Here is a 21,018-nt window from a genome sequence, read left to right as displayed (position 1 = left end):
CATGCAACCCACATACCAATTACTTAGTATGCAGTTTCGAGTAGGAATATCACGATAACTGTGACACCTTATATCTCTATAAGGACTGACGACTGTTGGAAGTAGTTACTTACAAGTCGCACATTGGATTGTTTATCGAAAAAAGCTAGTGTAACTGCTAATACTACACTCTTATCATCTAGAAAATTAGGATATTCTGTTCTGGTCAAGTAAAATTGTAACATTATGTGCTAGTTTTGATTTCCATACCTAGCTTCGAAGGGTGTCCTTCCTTGATTATGCGAATGTGGTCTTGAAAAATTATACCATTCATAAACATAGTCATTAACAGCTTCATTGAGAAGCTGATCAGTATCAAAACGATATTGTTTAATAAGTTCATTTTTAAATGTATTATAAAATCGTTCCATAACTGCATTATCATAAGGACAACCAGCTTTGCTCATGCTTTGTGTGACACCCTTAGATTCACAGAATTTTACGAATTCTTTTGAAGCAAACTGCGCTCCTTGATCACTATGCAAAATTAAATTATTTTTGATTAGGTTATTTTTTAATGCTATTTTCAACGTATCTATAGCTAAATTTGAATCAATCCATTTACTGTTCAACGTTGCAACTACACTTCTGTCATACAGATCTATGATGCTACAATTATAACGCTTCTGACCATTGCTTAATGTAAGATAGGTAAAATCAGTACACCACTTTTCATTTCGCTTGGAAGCAGTAAAATCTTGATTTAAGAGATTTTTAAAAGTTTTATGAATACTTCCTTTTATATATTTTTGTTTCTTTTTCATAATTATAGCTTTTAAATTTAGCTCTTTCATATACTTATAAATCGTGGGATAACTGCATGATACATTACTTAATTTAAGTAAATCTGCTATCATGCGATAACCTACAGTACCATTTTTACTATGATAAATTGTCTCAATTAATTCTTTTAATTGAGCTTTGTGTTTAAAATATTTTTGTGTTCTCTTTTTAAGATAATTGTAATAGGCATTAGGGGATAATTTAAATTTGGATAATAGCCATCGTAAACCGAATTCATTGCAGTATTTTTTTATGAATTCATAAATTTTTAATCGATTTCTTTCGCGAAGAATGCAGCCGCCTTTTTTAGAAAACGATTCTCCTTTTCAAGTTCTTCCAGCTGTTTACGCAGCTTTTGAATTTCAATATAAGAATCTGTTTCTTCTTTTAAATCAGTATTTGTCTTGCATTCTTCACGGTGCTTGTTTAACCAATATCTCAATGTACCATTCCCTAAATTATATTCTTCAGTTAAGCTTTTTACAGTCCGACCTTCTTCAAGATAAAGACGTAATACTTTCTTTTGTAATTCTGGGTCATATTTTTTATTCGCCATTTTGCAACTCCTTTTCTATGTTTGAATTATAACATCAAACTAGCGTTAGGTGTTACAACTTTAGTATAGCAGGACATATGTATATATATTCTCTTTTGTATACAAATCTATATACTTACTATCATCAAAGAAATTTTTACTATATATATAGAAGAAATATTCAATCTCATCAAAATCATTCTTTATAATAAATGAGTTTAAGGGATTGTATATTTTAGATTTTAAAATATATTTTTCCCCTGCAACACTCGAAGGAACATAATATAGTAGTTTATATGCTTCTCCAAAAATTCCAACATGTCTTAATAAATTAAGATAACAATTCTTGCTAAATCCTTTAATATATCTATATAAAGTATCTATATGTAAATTGTCTTTAGTTGTACTTGTAAAGCATATAGGATTACTAGCTACATATGAGGATTCTTCATCTACGAATTTTTGAATATAATTACTTATTATGATTTCATTACTTCTCTTACTACCTTTCAAAATATTATAATCTCTAACAATATCATGCTCACCATTATAATATTTCATTTTTTTACCATATTGATAATCTTTTGCTGTCTGCAATTTATTAAAAGTATCAAACATCATGTTTAACATATCATTTGTTATTATGTTATCCGACATTTATTACACCTTCCTTTCTAAAGTATAAATGAAGTATCTATTTTTATATATTGAGTTGTTTTAATCTCGTCAATATTATTGATTAACATTTCTAAACTATCTATTGCATCATCATTTTCACTAAAGTTCTGACCTCTGAAACTTTTTACTTGTTTCCAATAATCTTCATCCTCTTCGCAAAATATAATTTGTGCATTATTTATTTTTGGACAAATAGTGCTAATTCTTTCATCTTTATTCTTTGTATTAAAAATCAAATGAACTTTTATTCTTCTTCTTTTTAAATCTTTATCTTTTTCTATAGCTTGTTCAAGTCTTGTAGCATCAACACCTTTAAACACATTCTTTTCTAAAAACACATCAGTTATAGGATATTTTCGCAATAAATCAACCAACGTATCTATATAAAGATCAAATTCGGTTACACTATCAAATTTTTCTAATAATCCTTTTCTAATATAATAAAAATCATTATATTTTGAACCTATCGTTATAGCAGTAAAGTCACTTGATTTTTTATTACCTGTTGATTGGTCTACACTCATAGCAGTTTTAGAAAATTTCAACTCTTCTATTTTATTTCTTTTCTTAGTAACTAATGTAGTTACCCATTCTTCACATATAGAATCAAGGTCTGATTGTACTTCTTGTTTAAATTTACTTGGATTATCATAATAATCCTTAGCTAATTCTACCTTATCCCAAAATGATTCCCATAGGACTGGATAATTCATTTCTTCTTTATTATCATAGAAAAATTGTCTTGCTTTATATAATCTTTCTTCATCACTTTGTAATGTTTCATCAGATAATATAGATTTAAATTCTAGCCACTTAGGACTGTTAAATAATTTATCTACATCATCCACCAACACACCTTTTTCAACTCTAAAACTCCATGAAATACTATTATATAATCTCATATAGAAATCAGATTTATGCTGAACTGTTCCAAATGCAAGGATTACTGTGCCTTTCTTAACCACTTCACCATTTGCATTATATAATGTTCTTTGTTTAGCATATTTTAAATCAGAACAATATCTATCCCATTTATTTTCTCTTCCTTGCTCTGTTTTAACATCAATTTTTGAATCCTGATAATCGTCTAATATTATTAAATCTGGTCTTAAATTTAACTTTTCATTTTTGACACCACGTAAACTAGACTCAGAACCATAAGCTTCAATTTGAACACCATTCAGTAATTGAATTACCTCATCATTACATTTATAGTCTCTACTTTTTAAATCTATTAATTTACCAAAACTTCCTTCTATTTTTTTGTTTCCTTTAATGCATTCTTTTATTTGACTTAAAAACTTCTTGGCTAATTTTGCTGTAGATGAACATATAACTATCATTTTTTTAAATCCATAACAAGCACTCCAAACACTAGCACTTAAAGTCCCGAAGGTTGATTTCCCCGTACCTCTTGGCAAAATATATCCTTTTTGGTCTATATTTTGACCTAATATAATATCATTAACATCTTTCCATATTTCTTTATGTATTGGTGCTATTTCTGCATTTCCTTTAGCACAAAATATCTCACTCAAAAAATACAAACAGAAATATTCTAAACTCTTTTTACCTACACTCCATGCTAACCCATGATATCCAAATACATTATCTGTTTCCTCTACCGTTATAATAGCTTCTTTTACTGCTTGTTCTTGTGTTAATCCTATTGTCATATACTCTATAGCTAAATATTTTATTAATAGTTCCAGATCATCTAATTCACTTACTTTTTTATTGAATATATCCATTTTTAAATCACATCCTTTTATTAAAATTTTTTATATTTATATTTTTAGAACTAGGTAATAACAGGGTACCGTTATACTACTCCGTATAACAACTTCTTGCCTTAAAAATTATTGTACATTTACCATTATTATGATATTGTGTATAATAATAAATGGAATTATGGATCATTTTGACAAAGGAGTGAGATTTATGAAAAAAATATTAGGACTATTTGTTATAATAGCAGTTATTAGCACATTTTTTATTCAATTTGAAACAACCAGCAATAAAAAAATCAACTTGGAAAAAGAAGGTATTGGCGATTTAATTGAACTGTCAATGATAGAAACTGACTTTGACGTAATAGCCTATCTTGTAGGAAACCAAGATAATAAATATCATGAAAATAATAATCTATCATTTATAGATGGACTAAAGAATGGATTTCTTGTTGTAGCAAGTTATTTTAGAGATGCAATAGTAGGAACTATTTGTGGTTATTTATCAGGTTTTTATGGCAAAGGTGTTATAATGAAGATTGTATGGGCAATTTTTGGAGTACCTATAGAACTTATCAAAAATGTTATAACCTCTTTTATTGGAACAATTATACTTATGTTTCAATTATTAACGCAAAAAGGATCATTTATGTATTATATAGGGTATGTATTATCCTTAATTATAGCAGCAGCAATAACTAAAAGAGCATCTGTCGAAGATTAATCTAATGATGATAGCTACCGTCATACTACCCCATATAGTGGAAATTTTTATATTTTTAAAACAATAAGATTAAAAATAAGTAGGCTATTTGAATATATCAGGTAGCCTACTTATAAAGAGAGGGATTATGTAAAAAGAGTTTGAGTAAGTACTCTTACTCTTTTAAAAATATAAAATTACTTGGTTTTATTTTTTGTTATGAAAATGTTCTGAGGTTACTCTAGCCTATATTTTATTTTCTCAAATAGAAGTACCCCTATTGTTGCAATAAAAAAAGATACTAAACAAATTAGTACCTAATTATTTCCTATTATTTTAATGTATTTATTTAAACTCGGTCTGCTTATATCACACATTCTAGCACATTCAGATTTATTTATCTTTCCACTTTTTAATAATTCATATGCTTTTAATACATTTGCTGGTATATCCTCAATAGTTGTTTGTGGTCTACCTATTACCTTCCCCTTAGCTCTAGCATTATTCATGCCACTTTTAACCCTTTGACTTATCATATTACGTTCTAATTCACTAAATACACCCATCATTTTAAGCATACCTTCAGTCATTGCATCTAGTTCCTTTGTACAATCTACTACAAAATTACCTAATATAAGTTTAATTTTATTTTCCTTAGCAAATTCTATAATCTCACAAAGCTGTTTTGTACTTCTTGTTATTCTGCTTACTTCTGTTGCAACTATTGTATCACCTTCAGTAACTTTATCCATTAACCTTTTTAACTCTATTCTATCTGTTTTAGTACCACTTTCATATTCAAAGTATATATTATCTTCACTTACCCCTAATTGCTTTAATTCTCTTGTTTGTCTTGTTATATCTTGCTTAATATTATCAGTAGAACATCTTGCATAACCGTAAACCATATTATCACCATACCTTTTCGTTTACATTTTATATTATTATCATAACATATAACAATATGTTTGTAAACAAAAAGGTGATAACAATTTCTTTTACATTTTTAAGTATAAAATATACTTATAACTATTGATTTACAGTTAATACATGATGTCAATGATATAGATATTAGTTGTAAACAAAATCATTTGTTTTCTTTTACTAACATACGTTCGTTAAACTATTTAAAATTACAATAAATATTATTCTTCTTCATCTTCTACATCATTATCGGATATACTATTATTAGATAGATTATATTTCTTCTTCAATTCATTTAGTCTATCTGAATCAATATTATCATTGTTTATATCCTCTACTGTTACATGTGATTCTGATCTCGGAGAACCTAACAAATATGCAAGTAATGTTTCTGTTGCTTTTAAAGAACTTCTTACATCTGTTGATTTTGAAGCTATCTCCTTTAATTTATCAATGTAGGTCATTCCATCCTTTACCAGCTCGTTTTTGACTTGGTTTTTTACATAACAGCGTAAACTTTCCAGTTCTTTAATACAATAATCACTTTTCAATAAATTATATATTGTTCTTCTTTTCATTCCGGTTTTCTTTTCAATTTCAGAAACTTCGTAACCTTTCATATACAATCCTAACATCTCATCTATATCTTCTTTTGGAGTTGGCACACCTCTAGCCATATGTATCACTTCCTTTCTGCATAATAAAAGACACCCTCTCGGATGCCTTAATATTTACACTCTAAATATATATAATCTATTTGTTTATTTAAATCATCTTCTTCCAACTCGATTTGTTGTTCTTCATAGTTACAAACTTTAACTTCATTACCAAAATATAAATCTATTCTTACACCATTATTATAGTCAATACCATGTTTAAATTTTCTCATAACTTCACTATTTTTTAATTGCTCAATGTATTCTCCAAGAGTAGGATAATTTAACTTGTTTTTTATTTTCTTCACAACTTCTATATTCTTAACTTCATATTTTTCTTCATTACTAAATATAACTTGATTATCATCTTCATCCATAAATATTATATTGTCTCCATCATAAGAACAAGAATATTTTTGTTGTTTCTTAATTTCTAAATTTTTAAGTATAATATATAAAGTTAAAGATTCTGATACTAGTTCCTTTAAATAATCTATAAACTTGGGATCACTCACTACCTCTTTAAAATTTCTCCTACAAAAATCTTTACCTTTTAAACCTCCCATTTCTTGAATTGTTATATATTCGTCACCTGATTTATACATATTATTTTGTTTGCTTTGTTGCTCATAATTCCTTAAATATTTATTTACTGCATAAGTACATTTGACATCTAACTTTTTACCCTCTTCAATAATTTCACTCATTCTCTACCACTCCCTATACAGAATATTTTTACACATTTTACAATATTCTACATATACCCTATATATCCTGCTATTTATTCATAAATAACTCCTTATAGAATTAATTCATCACTAAATATTTAAAATCAATATCTTCTCCTTCATCAATAAAAAAAGGAATAGTCATTGTCTTGATGCTATCCCTCTCAATACATACTGTATTTTTAGTTTTATAATCATCAAAAAAGTAGAACTGATTATCAAACATTTCCTTTTCAGCCCTACTCATCTTTTTAAATTTATTCTTATTTAGCCAATTGACAAAATTACAGGCTTCAGTTGCTATCGTATGTACTGTAAACATTTGTCTATTACCCTTCAGTACAAATTTCAGTTCTACTAATGTAGTATCTAAATCAAGCATATTCTTTTTTATTTTAGCCATAATATCCTCCTTTACAATCTCATCAATTCCTCTTTTGTAATTTCTTGTATCATACCATTTTGTTTTCTATGATATATATGTTCAATAGCATCTGCATCTATATTATCGAATACAAAATACTCGTAAAAAGGAATAAATGTATATGTATTATATTTAAATAAATTTAATGCAAATATAATTCCTTCTTCATTATTATCTGTTTTACAGAAAGTATCTTTATACATAGGATTAAATAATTTAGCCCCCGTATCTCCTAATTTAGCATACCAACATGCAGTAAAAAAATATGCAGTAACAAATATTTTTTTATAGTCAAAATCCTCTACATTATCACGACTAGATATTATTTTTCCTTCTTCCATTATATTTTTAGCATTATTTACACTCGTGCCATGAAAAAGAAGAGTAGGGATTCTAATTTCTTTATTTTGTTCTCTTCTCTTTTGTTCATCCTTACTCAAACTAACTTTTTGTATAATATATTTAATTGCCTTTCTTAACTTGTTTGGAAAAAAGCAAAACTTATTAAAATATCCATCCGAAAAATACTTATCTTCCATATCCTTTAGACAATCTACAATACTATTTAATCTATACATTTTTTCATTTTCATTCAATTCCTCATCCATCAAAACTTCTTCTACTTCTTGTATAATCCCATATACAAAACTTTCAATCGAATCAATTGAATCTTTAAAATGTATATCTTCTTTCATTAACCTTATATAATCATGTATATCTTTACATTTTTCTTTAAACTCTTGTAAGTAGTCCATAACCTACCCTACCTTTTTTCTTATTCTTATAATCATTTCTTTTCTTATCTTCTCTACACTTCAATTGTTTTAATTTTTCATTAGATTCTTGTTTGAACTGCCTCAACATTTTTTCAAACTCCATATATATCAACCTTTCAAGTATTATTTTCAAAAGAAATAGTAGCAGTCATTTTAACTGCTACTTTGACTATATATCCTCGTATAGCCTCAGCATCTAAGCACTTTAATTAGGCGGAGTAGGCAGGGTTCGAACCTGCAAGTAGATGCACTTTTCCATGGTAATTTTGAAATTTACATATATAATAAAAAAGAACACATACTAATGTATCCCTTCTATTATCGAATTTAATTAAAATAAGTTCATATTTTTATATTACTACTCAGAAATAAAAATATATAAAAGGAGATACTAAACTAATAGTATCCCTAATTGATCGCAAATTCTCCGAAATATTCCTTTTCGGCTTCCATTCTAGCTATTCTTGCATCTTCAATATCGTCAAAGTAGCCAAGATTGATATATCTATAATTTACACATATTCTTGATATGTATTTTTGATATGTATTATCCCAACTTACTCCGTTAACTCCAGTACTGTTTCTTGCAGAAATTCTTCGATTCCTTGCGTTGTCTTGGCTTGTTACTATCCTTAAATTTTCATCTCTGTTATCTAAAGTATTTCTATTGATATGATCTACAACATCTTCATCATTCTCTACACCCATAACAATTCTGTGTAAATAAGCACGTTCCCCTGTAAAAGAGTTATATCCATGCACATACCCTTCTCCAAGATTTTTATTATAGTACCATTTATTATATTTTTTTACCTTATTCAAATGTTTTGTATTAAATTTTGTTATAATATGTTCACCTTTAAGATTAATTATTTCAAGCTGTGTTACACCGTTTTCTAAATTCTTGTATATATTTTCTACACTCATTTTGTCTTCTTGATTCTCCTATCATCATCTTATTTTTCTNACTTGATAAAGCAATTCAGCAATTATTTGAAATTTTACCTGAATCCAAATCATTGCTTAGCATTCCAGGCATTGGACCTGTTTATGCTGCTGGCATAATAGCCGAAATTGGTCAAATTCAACGCTTCGAAAATGAAGCCAAAATTGCCAAATATGCAGGTCTTTACTGGAAGCGAAAACAATCTGGTAATTTTGAATCTGAAAGAACTACAATGACTAAAACGGGAAATCATTACCTTCGCTATTACTTGATTGAAGCTGCCAATTCACTTATGCGAAATGAACCCGTTTATAGAGAATACTATCTCAAGAAATATCATGAAGTTCCTAAGCATCAACATAAAAGAGCTCTCGTCCTTACTGCAAGAAAATTTGTGCGCATGGTGGATGTGCTGCTACGCAATCACCAACTTTATACACCAGAAAGGAGTGTATAATATCGAATAATATTCGATGCGCAATCCTTTCGTTTTAATCCTAATTTACCTTAGGTTTATTAAGTGCTGACTTTTTTAGAAAATATTATTGTAAGTTTAATCAAAACCTATCTTTTTCTATCTTGACTTATTACCACAAGTCTTTTTATTGTTGAATTTTTAAATTAACTATCATTTTAAAATTAATCTAATTCTTCAATAATTTCTTTTAATCTTTGTTTACGTTTTTCATTAAAGTCATTATTAATTTCTTCTAAATCTTTGTAGAAATCTCCAGCAACCTCAAATACAAATACACTAGATTTTGGATATTTTCTATGTTGTCTTACATCCACAATCGTATAACCTTTTCGCAATAACTTTCTAGCAATCATGCCCTTTTTTACTACCTTAACTTCTTTTTCTTCCATCTTTTTCACCTCTCTTTTATTGTTTTTAGATACTAAAATAGCATCTATTTTACACACCTTTTCGATGTGCAAAATACATACATCCTCCCTCAATTTTTTAATTTTTATAGTAACCTAAGAAAAGCTACTATAAAGAAGAGACTATAATTGTTCTAATCTCTTCTCCTATTAAAGTGGAGGGGGATGGATTAGAATAGATATAATCTACTCTTTATAATAGCTTTATATAAATATGAATAGGATAGCCGACCTATCCTACTCACCTAAAAATTTTTCTATCTTATCTAAATTATCTTTTGTCAAATTTCTTTTATTTGCTAAGAACATGCTTATCGAAGTTTGCGAAATGCCAACATTTTTACTTACAAAACCTTGCTTAATTCCATTTTTAAATAGATGTTCTTTTAGCCGTTCCCTCAAACTATCATTCATTTCATCAAGATTCATTTTTTCACACCCTTTTTTAGTTATTTTTTAAAATTTATTTTTATGTATTGACTTTATTTTGTATTAGTTATATAATAAAATTGGAAAAATATTTTCAAAATTCCAAGTTATACCCTTCCACTATGTAAAACATGATTTTTTAAAAATAATGTCAATTTTTTCTTGTTTTTATTATACTTTTTGACGTTTCAATCTATTAAATTGTAAAATATTTTTTCTTAAATATGCCCCTCAAACCATTGGTGTTACTATATTTGAAGTCAATTTTTAAAAATTTTCTATTTACGACATCACGACTCAAATAAAAAAGAGATAGTCTATTTCAACTATCTCTCAAAATTAATCTTGACATAATCTTCTTAAATTTATTTCCTTAATTTTATCTTCATATTTACATATGTTATCAATTAATTTTTCCAACTCAGTATCTGAATATTTAAAACCCAATATATCATAACATTGAAGAATTTTATGTACTGCGATTTCATATTTTCCTAATGCCTTTTCCATTTCAATAATATCATCTCTATGAAGTGGATATATTTCGTTATAATAATTTATTGAGTATTCTACACCTCTTATAATATTATCTATATCTTCCGTTGTAGTAATTTTTGCAAATAAATTGTTATCTTTTAAAAAATACTTGTTTGAATATTTTTTTATTGATTGATCGTACATATATTTATCAATTATTTCCTTTATCTTATTCATCTAATCTATCCCCTTTTATTTATTTTTTCAATATCTCTTGTCCTTTAATATAAGCTTTTGCCATATTAATTTTAATTTTCAAATGTTTTATTGCGTCTTCTTCATCTTCCCCATGAGAACTTTCTCTAAAATTTCCATTACGACCTTCAGCTAAATATCCATTTCCATATTTTTTAGTAATTATTAGATAACCCTCATATTCCATAGAAACACCTCCTAAATTTTATTGTATTATATTATATAATTCTATTAATTACTTATATGAAAAGGAGGATTATACTAAATCTCCCCCTATATAAACTTATAAATTTGCAGCTCTCTTCTTAGCAACTCTTTCCCTATCCTTTATTCTTTTAGCTTCTTTTTTACATTCATCTGAACAATATTTTTGTTTGTTTGACGAAGGATCAATAATCTCTTTCTTACAATAAGAACAATATTTTTTCTTAGTTTCTTTCATTTTCTTTTTACAACTATTACAATATTTTTGATTATTAGAATTACTTTTAACTCTTTTACCACATTCAGAACAAGTTATATATCCATCATCTAAATCTTTATTGATATTTTTTCTAAGATTCTTAACTATCTCTTCACCAAATACTGTAAATAACAATGTTTTTCTTCGATTCCTTAGTTTCTTATCTATATAGATATGTTTAATAATCATATCTACAGCATCTTCATATTTAATATAATTATCTGTAATGACTTGTATAAATTCATTTTTAATGCTTGTATAAATCGAATTGCTTACATCTTGTTTTTCATGTTTTGTAGATTTAAATAACATATTCTTTTTACCATCTAATACCTCATAAGCTTTAATAATATTTTTATTTATTTCAATTTTAGGATTATTCATTAATATTTTGTATGAAAATCTACCAACTTTACTAAAATCAAAGTTTTGTTTGTTAAGTGTTTCAATCTCTTTAGCAATTCTATCAACTACACTACTTCCACATTCGTTTGTTTGACGTTCTTCCTTATCTTTAGCAAACAAAAAGAAATATGGCAATTTTTCCTTTTCAAGTTGTTTAATTTCTTTATCAACTTTATCAACTGCTTCAGCTGATATCAAAGTTTTTGCACTATCAATTTGGAAATTATTTTGTGCTGTAATTATTTTATGTACTGTTAAATCGTCACCTTTTTTCGTTTTTGCCCATAATTTTGTTAATTGATTACTAAACTTACCTATATTACTACTTGTAAAAGCACTCTTAAGCGATTTATAAAAATTATCTGCATTTAATTCCTGACCTTTAGCAATCGACATCTCATAATAAAGTGGAACTATTTTCTCCATATTCCAATTACCTTCACTATCTTTATATGGTAAATCCTGCCCCATATTTCTTTTAGCTATTTGAATGAGTTTTGGTTCATCTATACAAAGTGCCAAATCGCCGTCCTCATCATACATTAAGAGCAAACTCAAAAGATCATGGCAACTTACATATATAGCATTTGTATCTAACCATTTCTTAGTATCTTCATTATTAATATTCTTTCTGATTCCCCACTCTCTGTAAAGATGAGGTGATCTATTAACAATTAATTCATCTGACTTAAATAAGCTACAACTAACTTCTCCATCTCGCAGCAATCCTATTTTCCCTTTTTTTGATAACCTGTCAAATTTTTCTTTACTATAAAAAGTATATTGCATCCAACTAAATAAATCTGGAACAATGAATGTATTATATGCTGATTTCATTTCAAATTTACCTGATTTATATTTTTTCATCTTACTAGATATTTTATTTTGTAACTCACTTTTACAATGAGCATCTTTTAGCAATTCTGGATATATATTTAAAGCTTGTTGAAAATAATTCTTCTTTTTATTTTCCTTATCTGCTTTTAGCTCATGAATCATGGTATCTTTATCAATATAGATACTTTTTAAATATTCCTTTGCAGGATTAGTAAATTGTTTTATTTCTTCATTTGTAATATCAGTAAGAGTTTGCCACATCTGATAATTCAGTTTGGCTTGTTTAAAATCTTTTTTTCTTGTTGGCTCTACATTACACATATTAGCTTTACAATTGTATGTTTTAAATGCTTCTTTATATTTATCCCAACCATATTTAATTAAATTTCCATTTTTATCATATTCATTTTTATAAAATTTCCATAATTTAAATTGAGATTTTGAAAATACATATTCAATTTTATCAGCTTTTAAATCCCATTCCTTACCATATATATCTATTATTTTATAGCTGCCATCATTGTATTCATCACACCATTCAAACACCTTATTATTTTTAGCCATCAACCCTTTAATCCAGGGTAATCTGATCATGTGATTAGTTTTTCCTTTCAGAGTCCATCCACAGCCATCAGAATGTTCTATATTAATAGTCATTTCTTTTCGTTCAATATTATCTTGTAATTCTAATACTTTTTTAGTAACTTTCTTTTTTTTCTTCTTACCATTTTCATCTCTATAATCTTCATATTTATTTCTTTCAACTTCTTTTTTATCTATATAATCTACAACTCCTGTAACTCCCCCCTCAAAATCAGCTATAACAATACATTTATCTATATCAAATCCTTTAATTTCCTGTAAATCTTTATCTTTTAATCTTTCTTCATCTTCTTCAATATCTTCTATTTCATCTTCTAATATTTCTTTAACTGCTATAATCATTTCTTCTGTTCCACTTGAATTAAGTGCAACATAACTTAAAAATTTATTTGTATTAATCATTCCCATATTATTAATATCTTCTCTTGTAAGTCCACATAAGAAGGTTTTTTCAAACTTATTGTATACAGATTCTTTCATCATAACAATTTTCTTTTCTCTTATTTGTCCTGCTGAAGCTGTAAAGAAAATATATTTTTCATTGTTATATGTAAATCCATTTTTAATTAAACTATTCATAATATCATAGTGAAATATGCTAACAACCATAATATCTAAACTCAATTCATTTGTTTCTATTCCAAGTGTCCTTGTTAGAGCTGATTCAAATATGCTTATTTGCTTATTTTCTTTCAACTCAGCTTCATTTAATTTCCTTGTTATATCTCCTTTTAAATTTTTATATATCATATTTCCTAATTTTTTCTTATAAACAGTATATTCTTTTGATAAATCTTTACATATTTCATTTGAGTTTCTAAACTTACTATACTCACTACTTTTCAGCTTGTAATATTCTTTCCCTTCTGCATCTTCCTTTTCTTTATTCCGATTCTTGCGAGGTTTATCTTTATTTATTAGTTTTCTCATTTTTCTTTGTTCATCTGCAAATTCATAAAATAGTTTATTCATTTCGTAGATTTCATCTAAACTATATGCTCCATGTAAATATTTTAAATGTTTCATTCTTTTGCAATTGTAAATATAATCTTCTATATCTTTTTTAATAACTTCTTTTTCATTAGATAAATAACAATATTTTAAATATTCATCTGCAACCTTCATATCTATTTTAGCTTCTACCATCTTTTTATTTAATTCTTGTTCTTCCTCTGTATAGAAAGCTTTTGTATCTAAAGAATAAATTTTCACTTGATTTTTTAGCATTAACATTCCTCCACCTATCATATTTTTAAAAAATGTATATAAACGATCCTAATTGACAATAATTACAATAAGATATATAATATAAGAAATTAAATTGTATATTTTACATAAAGCTGAGTATAATAATAGTAACCAAAATTACATAATACTTATCTTCACAATCAAACTATTGACGACCACCTTTGCTAAAGCAAAGATTTCTTGAAGTGTGGATTTCCTTCCACATCAGTAAATTTTTTACTTTTTAAAACAGCTGAAACCATTGGAATTTCAACGATTATTTTTTAAAACTGCTTAAATGTTGAAATATCAATGTTTATTAGTGTTTTTTGGTGTGAAAATAGTCCATTTTTAAAACTACTTTTTTATATCCAAAGTAGCATAAACGTTGAAAATTACACATTTTACAATGAATTTTCGAGGTGTCTTCATTGATTCTTATATAAAGAACTACAAATGACGATACCTTTTTTTATTATGTTATAGTATTCTATACTATACTACATTAAATGTTTTAAGCGATAGCGAAAAACATACAAAGTTAATAGTATGATTATGACGATACTAACTAGCTTTAATAAATATATACGGTCTATCTATTACTTCTCCACTTGTATAGAAATCATCATTGAACCATTTCCATTTTTTTATTTCTCTTGATAAATTCTTTTTATTTAATTCTATCCGATCACATAATTCATCTTTTAAAACTTTATTTTTGCCATCTTCTTTTTCTTGATACAACCATTCTTTAGCAACTTTTTCCCTCTTCATCCCTTTGGTCTTTTTCTTACCATTATTTTTTCGTTTGTCTTGTTTTAATTCTAATTGAAATGGCAACTCCTGTTTTTCTATTTTCTCTACATTCTTGAATTGTTTTGCAACTAATCTAAATATACTTACATTATCTATTGCAACATGCATAGTACACTTTGTAATTGTATCTATCCTTGCAATTCTTTTTAAAGCCTGATATATCTCCCCTGCAACAATCGAATTTTTAAGCCGATCAAATTTTTTATTATCAAATATCGAATATTTATTTTTAAATCCATCTGTTCTTTCCATTCTCTCAATCTTACAGTTTTCATTACCACTGAAATAATCAGTCGGAGAATAATACATATACATTATCAGATAACTATGCCATGCATAATACGATGTAGATAAAATCCATACATCATTACAATGCTTCCAATCATTTTTTCCTATAATAAAACCAAAATGAGTATAATAGATACCATTAAATAATCTTTCCTTCTCAAGTTGTATATCAGTAAGATTCATTTTACCTTCTACTTTTTTTGAGCATACCAATAGTGTATCTATTTTTTTCTCAAATCCCACTTTCTTTTTTTCTAATAAATATTTTCTAGTATCTTCAATAATATTCTTTGTCCCATTCAATGCCCTTTTTGTAGTTGCAACTTGATATAGTGTTATACTACTGTTTGTATAATCAAATACTTTTGATTGCTTATCTAGCTTAAATAAAGGACTTAATTGATACCTTTCATCAAAACCACCATTTGCATCGAGCATTATATTTGCTTTTTTTGCTAATAGATACTTATATCTATTGTCATATGTGTAGAATGATTTTTTAATCTCCTTTTTCTTTTTATCTTCTTCTCCAGCATACAAACATGTTCTTGTTAGTATTTGTCTACACACATACAGCACTTCTTTTATATCTTCGAGAGTATTGTCCTTCTTAGCCATTTCTTCTAACTTTTCTAATATCTCCATAATCTTTTTTGAAGGTCTTAGATTGACAAAACTCATATCATTAGTACCATAGATTTTATATTTCTTATCTATTTCTTGCTTAACATAATCATGCAGCTGTAATATTTCTTTTCTATAATCTTTAAAAATACTCGTTGCTGAAGATAATATTTTCAATTCCTCATCGCTTATTTTCAATTCTTTGCATAAATCTATAAATTCATCGCATATCAATATATCTGCATTTGTGATAAAATTGCTCTTTCCTTTGCAAGATTCTATATATTTTCTATGTGTAATGCAGATAATAGGATACTCTCTAGTAATTTTATTGTGATCTCTTTTATTATCCGATGCCAAATAATTTACCATTTTTTCCTTACCTTTAGTCCATTTGCTTATTTGTTTTACGGTTTCTTTTATTTTCTCTGCATCCTGCTTATCTGTATCCTCATTTGCAAATTTTTGAACATATACTACTTTGTATCCTTTCAATGCTATATCTGCAATTGCTTCATAACTTGTATAACTTTTTCCAAATCCTGCTTCATTATTTAATACACGAAACTTATCATTATACCAATATTTTTCATTTGTAATAATATCTTTAATATGTTGTATTTGTTTTTGTTTTGTTTTTTCATTGATTATTTTCAATTCGTTGATCACCACCAAACAATTAAGCTAACAATGCTTTGAACTCATTATATTTTTCCATGCATTGTCTTAATTCTGGTGTATCATTAAATATATATATTTTCTTACCATTATTCTTCCAATCATTTTTTTCATCTACTTTTCCAAATCTATTAAACATAAGCCATCCAGCCATAGTGCTTGATAATATTACAATTGTATTTTTCTTCATAGAAATTAAATCCTCACCTTTCATTACATTTTAGGGTATGCCCCTATAAAGGGACACACCTTTATAGAAATCGCTTTAATGTTTTTAGTTTCTTTTTCTTTAATTCGTCTTTACTGTCATTATCTACTTTCACTTCTACTACTTCATCAGAAAATTGAGATAAATCTATTGTAAAATCATCCGTATTCTTTTGTACCTCATTATCCCATTTTGTATCAATTTCTACCTTTTTATCATCAATTGCCTTTTCTACCTTTTGGGTGTTATCTGCACCCTTTTGTACCTTATTATTACTTAACTTTTTAGTATTATTTTTCATCTTATTATCACCTTTAGATACTATTTGCACCTTTTCGATACTATTAGTATCATTTTGCAACGATTGGGTATTATTAGTTGCTAATCGGTATATAGCTTCTTTTATAGCATCTTTTTCTGAATATGATTGAGAAAGATAGGTTTCTATTATCCTATCCTTCTCTTTATTATCATTTAATGTTATATAGATTCTTCTACTTGCCATCTATGCCACATCCCATGCAAGTTTACTTGCTTCATATGCTCCATATACATTTGAATTTAAGGCATCTTCATGAATTTTGTAACTAATAATTGAAGAAGGAAGTTTATTGATACACTCATCTAACATCAATGAAGTTCCACCAGTAAATATATTATGATATGTCTTAATGTTCACATAAGGCTTGATATAGTTTAGAATATCATTAAAAAACTCACCATACTGTTTCTGTGTTACTTTAATTGTTCCGTTCTTTATTAGTCTTGGAATATCTTCCTCTTTGTAATCTTCACCTTTTGCTTGTTCTAAAACTCTTAACTTATTATAGAAGTCAAAAGCTCCAAATTTTACGGTTTGTAATAGTTGAATCTCTTGATCTACCATACAACAAATATTGATAGTCCTAGAACCTAAATCTAATATACATACATCTTTTTCTTGTTCTTCCTCATTTAAACTATAGAATGAAGCAAATCCTTCTGGTAACACCATCATTTCATTAATTTTAACGATCTTATCTATCCCATTGAATTTAAATGAAAACTCATTTCCTTTTAAATTGTCAATCATTTTTTGTTTATTGTCCATTTGTAAAGAAGGCAAAAGTAAAGTCAGATTTGTTTCAATAACATCTTCTCCTTCATTAGCTTTACATATTGCATATATCAATTGAGCCATATAGTCCCTTTCACATTTGTTAAATTCTCTACTCAGCTCTCCTATACCGATATATGTAATTCTTCCATCAATTTCTACTCTTTGCAAACCCTCTTGATAAGCCTGATAATCTGTGCTGATTCTACTACTGAAGTTCTCTTTATTTTCTCCATGTTGTCCAATATATTTGATATTCATATTTCCTAAATCTACAACTGTGATTTTCATTTCATTTTTAATATTTTCCATCTATAAATTCCCCCATTATCTTTTTATTTTTTCTTATCAATTTATTGAATCTGTTGTATTTTCCGTTCTTGTTGTATATACTATTTATAAATACATATTTCAAACCGTACTAGGGGAGGTGAGAGTCCCCATAGTACAAGTACACTACATATTTAGAGAAAAGGCTTATTTAATAAGTCCTTTTTTCATTAAAAATCCACTTTTGAAACACATGGTGGTATTTTACTTAAATCAATTTTTTCTTCAACTTCCAAATTGATAATTTCACTTCTCCTTAAAACAATTCTGTCATTAATTTCTTCGGTTAAATCTCCAGTCTCCCAATCAGAATCAAAAAGTATAAATGTGAATGTTTCTGTGCCTTCTTCATGATTTACTTTATGAAAGGTAAAACTTCTATTCTTTTTTTGCTGTCCTTGCCTATAAATAACTCTATAATCATATTTTTCATTATTGCATTCTAAATTTTTTAATTGGTCAATTGTTTCAACCCAATCTTTATCATTCATTAAAGCTAATATCTTTTCTCCTTCTTTGTAATCCATATTTACATTTCCTCCTTTAATTCTGTAACTTCTTGCATTCCCTTTTCTGTTAATCTTCCTTCTATTGTTATAGCAGAAATAGTATCATGACCTTCAAAACGTGGATCTTCATGTAATATTATTTCTTCTCTAGATATTAAATTGTTTAATTTATCAAATATTCCTTGTACTTCATATTCATTATCAACTTTAAACTTGTATTTAAATGTACTACCCACACTTGATGCTCTCTTTAGTGATTTCAACAATCCTGCTTCTTGTACTAAATATCTATACAATTTCCCATAAAATTCTTCTGCTTCTATACTTCTATTACCGAAACCATCTATTGGTATTTGTAGTTCATGTATTTTTTCACTCACTGCTTCTATCATCTGACCTAAAGATAATCCATCTTCTTTCATTTCTTCAATCTCTTGATCTATTTCTCTTTGATCTTCTTTAGTTACATACATACTTCTTTCATAGTCTGCATGAGCATGTATTATCTTATTTGCACTACTAACAACATCTTTTAACAGTTCTGTAATTGCATCTATGCTCCCTGCATACTCTAGAAATTCATCATCCGTTTCTCCTTTATAGATATAATCAATAATACCCTCTGCTGTAATATTTGCATTACTATATCTGCGTAAATTTTCTACAAACTCTTTAGTTTCATCCATAGTCTCATTTTCATTTTCTTCATAAAAGTTGAAAATCTTCTCGTATATCTCACAAGCAATATCATCATCTTTTATATATTCTTTACAATCATCTGCTGTTTTGCATCCAAATTCATTCATTGCCCACAATCCACCTGCATCCCACGCAACATCTATTGCTTTGTTATTTACAACTCTATCAGTATTAATAGCTGAAATATTAACTTGATCATCTGTACAATTTAGCATAAGAACTGCATCAACTATCGATCCTTGGATACCTTCAATCAACTCTCTGACTTCCTTTGCATTATCTGAATTATATGTTTTAATTACTCTTTCAATTTTTTCCTTAATCCAATCAATCTCTTTGTCTGTAAATTTTAAAATTCTTGTATTTTCCATAACATATTCCTCCTTATTTTTTCTCTCTAATAAAATTTCGATTTTACTTTCATATTCCAATTCTGTAAAATATTTCTGTAGCATGGTAAAAAAATTTAAGTACCTTGTGATTTTATTACTCTCTTCATCAAATTCACCTCCTTTCTAAGCAACCATATTATTCAAATAGTTTATAACCTTCATCTGTAAATTCTCCAAATAATTCTTCCATTTCCTTTCTTTGTTTTTCTATCCTTTCTTTTTCTAATTTCAATACTTTTATTAAATCTAGTGTCAACTTATTAGAATCAAAACCTTTAGTAATTCCAAATGTCAGTTCAATTGCTCTTAGTGCTGACTTTAATACATTAATACCGACTTTATCGCTATTAATAATTTTCAATAATTGTCCATAAACTTTCAATGTTTCGTCTGGAAATTCTAGGTATCCAAATTCTTTATTTTCTGTTGGTTGAAGAGTTCCTTTTATTTGCTCCAATATTTCAGATTTATTAATATCAAATTGATTTATTTGACTATGCAATATTAAACCTTCATCTAAATATGGTCTATTTATGGTTATTTCTTCTCCAGTCGCTGGATCAATAACTGTATCTTCAAACTCTACATAACTTTCTTGAAGCAATTCATCAATTTCTTTTCTTTCAATCTTCAATTTCTTTCTATCAATATAACTTTTATCTTTTTCACTTAATTTTTTATCAAAATATTCTGGTGGGATATCAAATATTTCAGATAAAGTTTTTAAATGTTTTTTAGGAATACTTCTAGTTCCTTTTATCCATATACTTACGTTTTGCCTTGAAATCCCTAAATCCTTAGCAATATCACTGTATTTTTTATCAAATACTTCGCAGATATATTCAAGCCCTTTCATAGAACCACCTCTTTGTTTA

At 27.2% G+C, this 21,018-nt stretch carries 23 protein-coding genes and 1 pseudogene; 2 read left to right on the top strand and 22 right to left on the bottom strand.

Annotated features, from left to right (window positions below):
• Nucleotides 1–230 precede the first annotated feature (230 nt).
• From BN2409_RS16920 to BN2409_RS11815, 3 genes are all read right to left on the bottom strand, one after another.
• A protein-coding gene (locus tag BN2409_RS16920; protein ID WP_110942847.1) for an IS3 family transposase occupies nt 231–1,378 on the bottom strand; the annotation gives its coding sequence in 2 pieces (ribosomal slippage) (nt 231–1,117 and nt 1,117–1,378; 1,149 coding nt in all).
• A gap of 60 nt (nt 1,379–1,438) precedes the next feature.
• Nucleotides 1,439–1,987, bottom strand: coding sequence for a phage portal protein (locus BN2409_RS11820; RefSeq protein WP_199873012.1), 549 nt, complete (start codon nt 1,985–1,987; stop codon nt 1,439–1,441).
• Nucleotides 1,988–2,031: 44 nt separating this feature from the next.
• Entirely contained in the window at nt 2,032–3,786 is a 1,755-nt protein-coding gene (locus BN2409_RS11815) for a hypothetical protein (protein WP_053956832.1), read from the bottom strand.
• Nucleotides 3,787–3,976: 190 nt separating this feature from the next.
• Between BN2409_RS11815 and BN2409_RS11810 the strand changes: the two genes are divergently transcribed.
• On the top strand, nt 3,977–4,489 hold the full coding sequence (locus BN2409_RS11810; protein ID WP_053956831.1) for a hypothetical protein: 513 nt from the start codon (nt 3,977–3,979) through the stop codon (nt 4,487–4,489).
• A gap of 296 nt (nt 4,490–4,785) precedes the next feature.
• Here the strand turns inward: BN2409_RS11810 and BN2409_RS11805 are convergent, their stop codons facing one another.
• The 7 genes from BN2409_RS11805 to BN2409_RS16915 form a co-directional block, all read right to left on the bottom strand.
• Nucleotides 4,786–5,376 carry a recombinase family protein gene (locus BN2409_RS11805; protein ID WP_053956830.1) on the bottom strand — a complete coding sequence of 197 codons (591 nt, stop codon included), beginning with the start codon at nt 5,374–5,376 and terminating at the stop codon, nt 4,786–4,788.
• A gap of 237 nt (nt 5,377–5,613) precedes the next feature.
• Entirely contained in the window at nt 5,614–6,069 is a 456-nt protein-coding gene (locus BN2409_RS11800) for a hypothetical protein (protein WP_053956829.1), read from the bottom strand.
• A gap of 47 nt (nt 6,070–6,116) precedes the next feature.
• Nucleotides 6,117–6,755, bottom strand: a complete 639-nt coding sequence (locus BN2409_RS11795; protein WP_053956828.1) for a hypothetical protein — start codon at nt 6,753–6,755, stop codon at nt 6,117–6,119.
• Nucleotides 6,756–6,855: 100 nt separating this feature from the next.
• Complete coding sequence (locus BN2409_RS11790) at nt 6,856–7,179, bottom strand: hypothetical protein (protein WP_053956827.1); 324 nt, start codon at nt 7,177–7,179, stop codon at nt 6,856–6,858.
• A gap of 11 nt (nt 7,180–7,190) precedes the next feature.
• Nucleotides 7,191–7,955, bottom strand: a complete 765-nt coding sequence (locus tag BN2409_RS11785; protein ID WP_053956826.1) for a hypothetical protein — start codon at nt 7,953–7,955, stop codon at nt 7,191–7,193.
• Entirely contained in the window at nt 7,933–8,079 is a 147-nt protein-coding gene (locus BN2409_RS17260) for a hypothetical protein (RefSeq protein ID WP_199873011.1), read from the bottom strand. Before BN2409_RS17260 ends, BN2409_RS11785 begins: the two co-directional genes overlap by 23 nt.
• A gap of 305 nt (nt 8,080–8,384) precedes the next feature.
• A complete protein-coding gene (locus BN2409_RS16915) occupies nt 8,385–8,903 on the bottom strand; it encodes an HNH endonuclease (RefSeq protein WP_110943099.1) in 519 nt (172 codons plus the stop codon).
• Between the two features lie 92 nt (nt 8,904–8,995).
• Between BN2409_RS16915 and BN2409_RS11775 the strand changes: the two are divergent.
• Nucleotides 8,996–9,379, top strand: a pseudogene (locus tag BN2409_RS11775) (transposase); the annotation flags it as partial.
• A 182-nt stretch (nt 9,380–9,561) separates the two neighbouring features.
• On the opposite strand, the gene BN2409_RS11770 reads toward BN2409_RS11775, so the two are convergent.
• From BN2409_RS11770 to BN2409_RS11715, 12 genes are all read right to left on the bottom strand, one after another.
• Nucleotides 9,562–9,861, bottom strand: a complete 300-nt coding sequence (locus BN2409_RS11770) for a hypothetical protein (RefSeq protein ID WP_053956824.1) — start codon at nt 9,859–9,861, stop codon at nt 9,562–9,564.
• 183 nt (nt 9,862–10,044) lie between these two features.
• Nucleotides 10,045–10,236 carry a helix-turn-helix domain-containing protein gene (locus BN2409_RS11765; RefSeq protein WP_053956823.1) on the bottom strand — a complete coding sequence of 64 codons (192 nt, stop codon included), beginning with the start codon at nt 10,234–10,236 and terminating at the stop codon, nt 10,045–10,047.
• A 339-nt stretch (nt 10,237–10,575) separates the two neighbouring features.
• Nucleotides 10,576–10,950 carry a hypothetical protein gene (locus tag BN2409_RS11760; RefSeq protein ID WP_053956822.1) on the bottom strand — a complete coding sequence of 125 codons (375 nt, stop codon included), beginning with the start codon at nt 10,948–10,950 and terminating at the stop codon, nt 10,576–10,578.
• Between the two features lie 19 nt (nt 10,951–10,969).
• Nucleotides 10,970–11,155 (bottom strand): hypothetical protein, encoded by a 186-nt coding sequence (locus BN2409_RS11755; RefSeq protein ID WP_053956821.1) that lies wholly within the window; start codon nt 11,153–11,155, stop codon nt 10,970–10,972.
• Between the two features lie 96 nt (nt 11,156–11,251).
• Nucleotides 11,252–14,503 (bottom strand): hypothetical protein, encoded by a 3,252-nt coding sequence (locus BN2409_RS11750; RefSeq protein ID WP_053956820.1) that lies wholly within the window; start codon nt 14,501–14,503, stop codon nt 11,252–11,254.
• 564 nt (nt 14,504–15,067) lie between these two features.
• Nucleotides 15,068–16,888 (bottom strand): hypothetical protein, encoded by a 1,821-nt coding sequence (locus tag BN2409_RS11745; RefSeq protein ID WP_053956819.1) that lies wholly within the window; start codon nt 16,886–16,888, stop codon nt 15,068–15,070.
• Between the two features lie 22 nt (nt 16,889–16,910).
• Nucleotides 16,911–17,099 carry a DUF5659 domain-containing protein gene (locus tag BN2409_RS11740; protein WP_053957730.1) on the bottom strand — a complete coding sequence of 63 codons (189 nt, stop codon included), beginning with the start codon at nt 17,097–17,099 and terminating at the stop codon, nt 16,911–16,913.
• 61 nt (nt 17,100–17,160) lie between these two features.
• Nucleotides 17,161–17,622, bottom strand: a complete 462-nt coding sequence (locus BN2409_RS17255) for a hypothetical protein (protein WP_053956818.1) — start codon at nt 17,620–17,622, stop codon at nt 17,161–17,163.
• Nucleotides 17,623–18,525: a ParM/StbA family protein gene (locus BN2409_RS11730; protein WP_242847957.1), complete on the bottom strand. Its 903-nt coding sequence runs from the start codon at nt 18,523–18,525 to the stop codon at nt 17,623–17,625. It abuts the gene before it with no gap.
• Between the two features lie 188 nt (nt 18,526–18,713).
• Entirely contained in the window at nt 18,714–19,070 is a 357-nt protein-coding gene (locus BN2409_RS11725) for a hypothetical protein (protein WP_053956817.1), read from the bottom strand.
• Nucleotides 19,071–19,072: 2 nt separating this feature from the next.
• Nucleotides 19,073–20,122: a hypothetical protein gene (locus BN2409_RS11720; RefSeq protein WP_053956816.1), complete on the bottom strand. Its 1,050-nt coding sequence runs from the start codon at nt 20,120–20,122 to the stop codon at nt 19,073–19,075.
• A 157-nt stretch (nt 20,123–20,279) separates the two neighbouring features.
• Nucleotides 20,280–20,999, bottom strand: coding sequence for a helix-turn-helix domain-containing protein (locus BN2409_RS11715; protein ID WP_053956815.1), 720 nt, complete (start codon nt 20,997–20,999; stop codon nt 20,280–20,282).
• Between the last annotated feature and the right edge of the window lie 19 nt (nt 21,000–21,018).

It is taken from the genome of Inediibacterium massiliense (assembly GCF_001282725.1).
GTDB lineage: Bacteria > Bacillota > Clostridia > Peptostreptococcales > Thermotaleaceae > Anaerophilus > Anaerophilus massiliensis.
The sequence above is the reverse complement of the archived record's forward strand: the minus strand, read 5'-3'. Positions and strand labels throughout refer to the sequence as shown.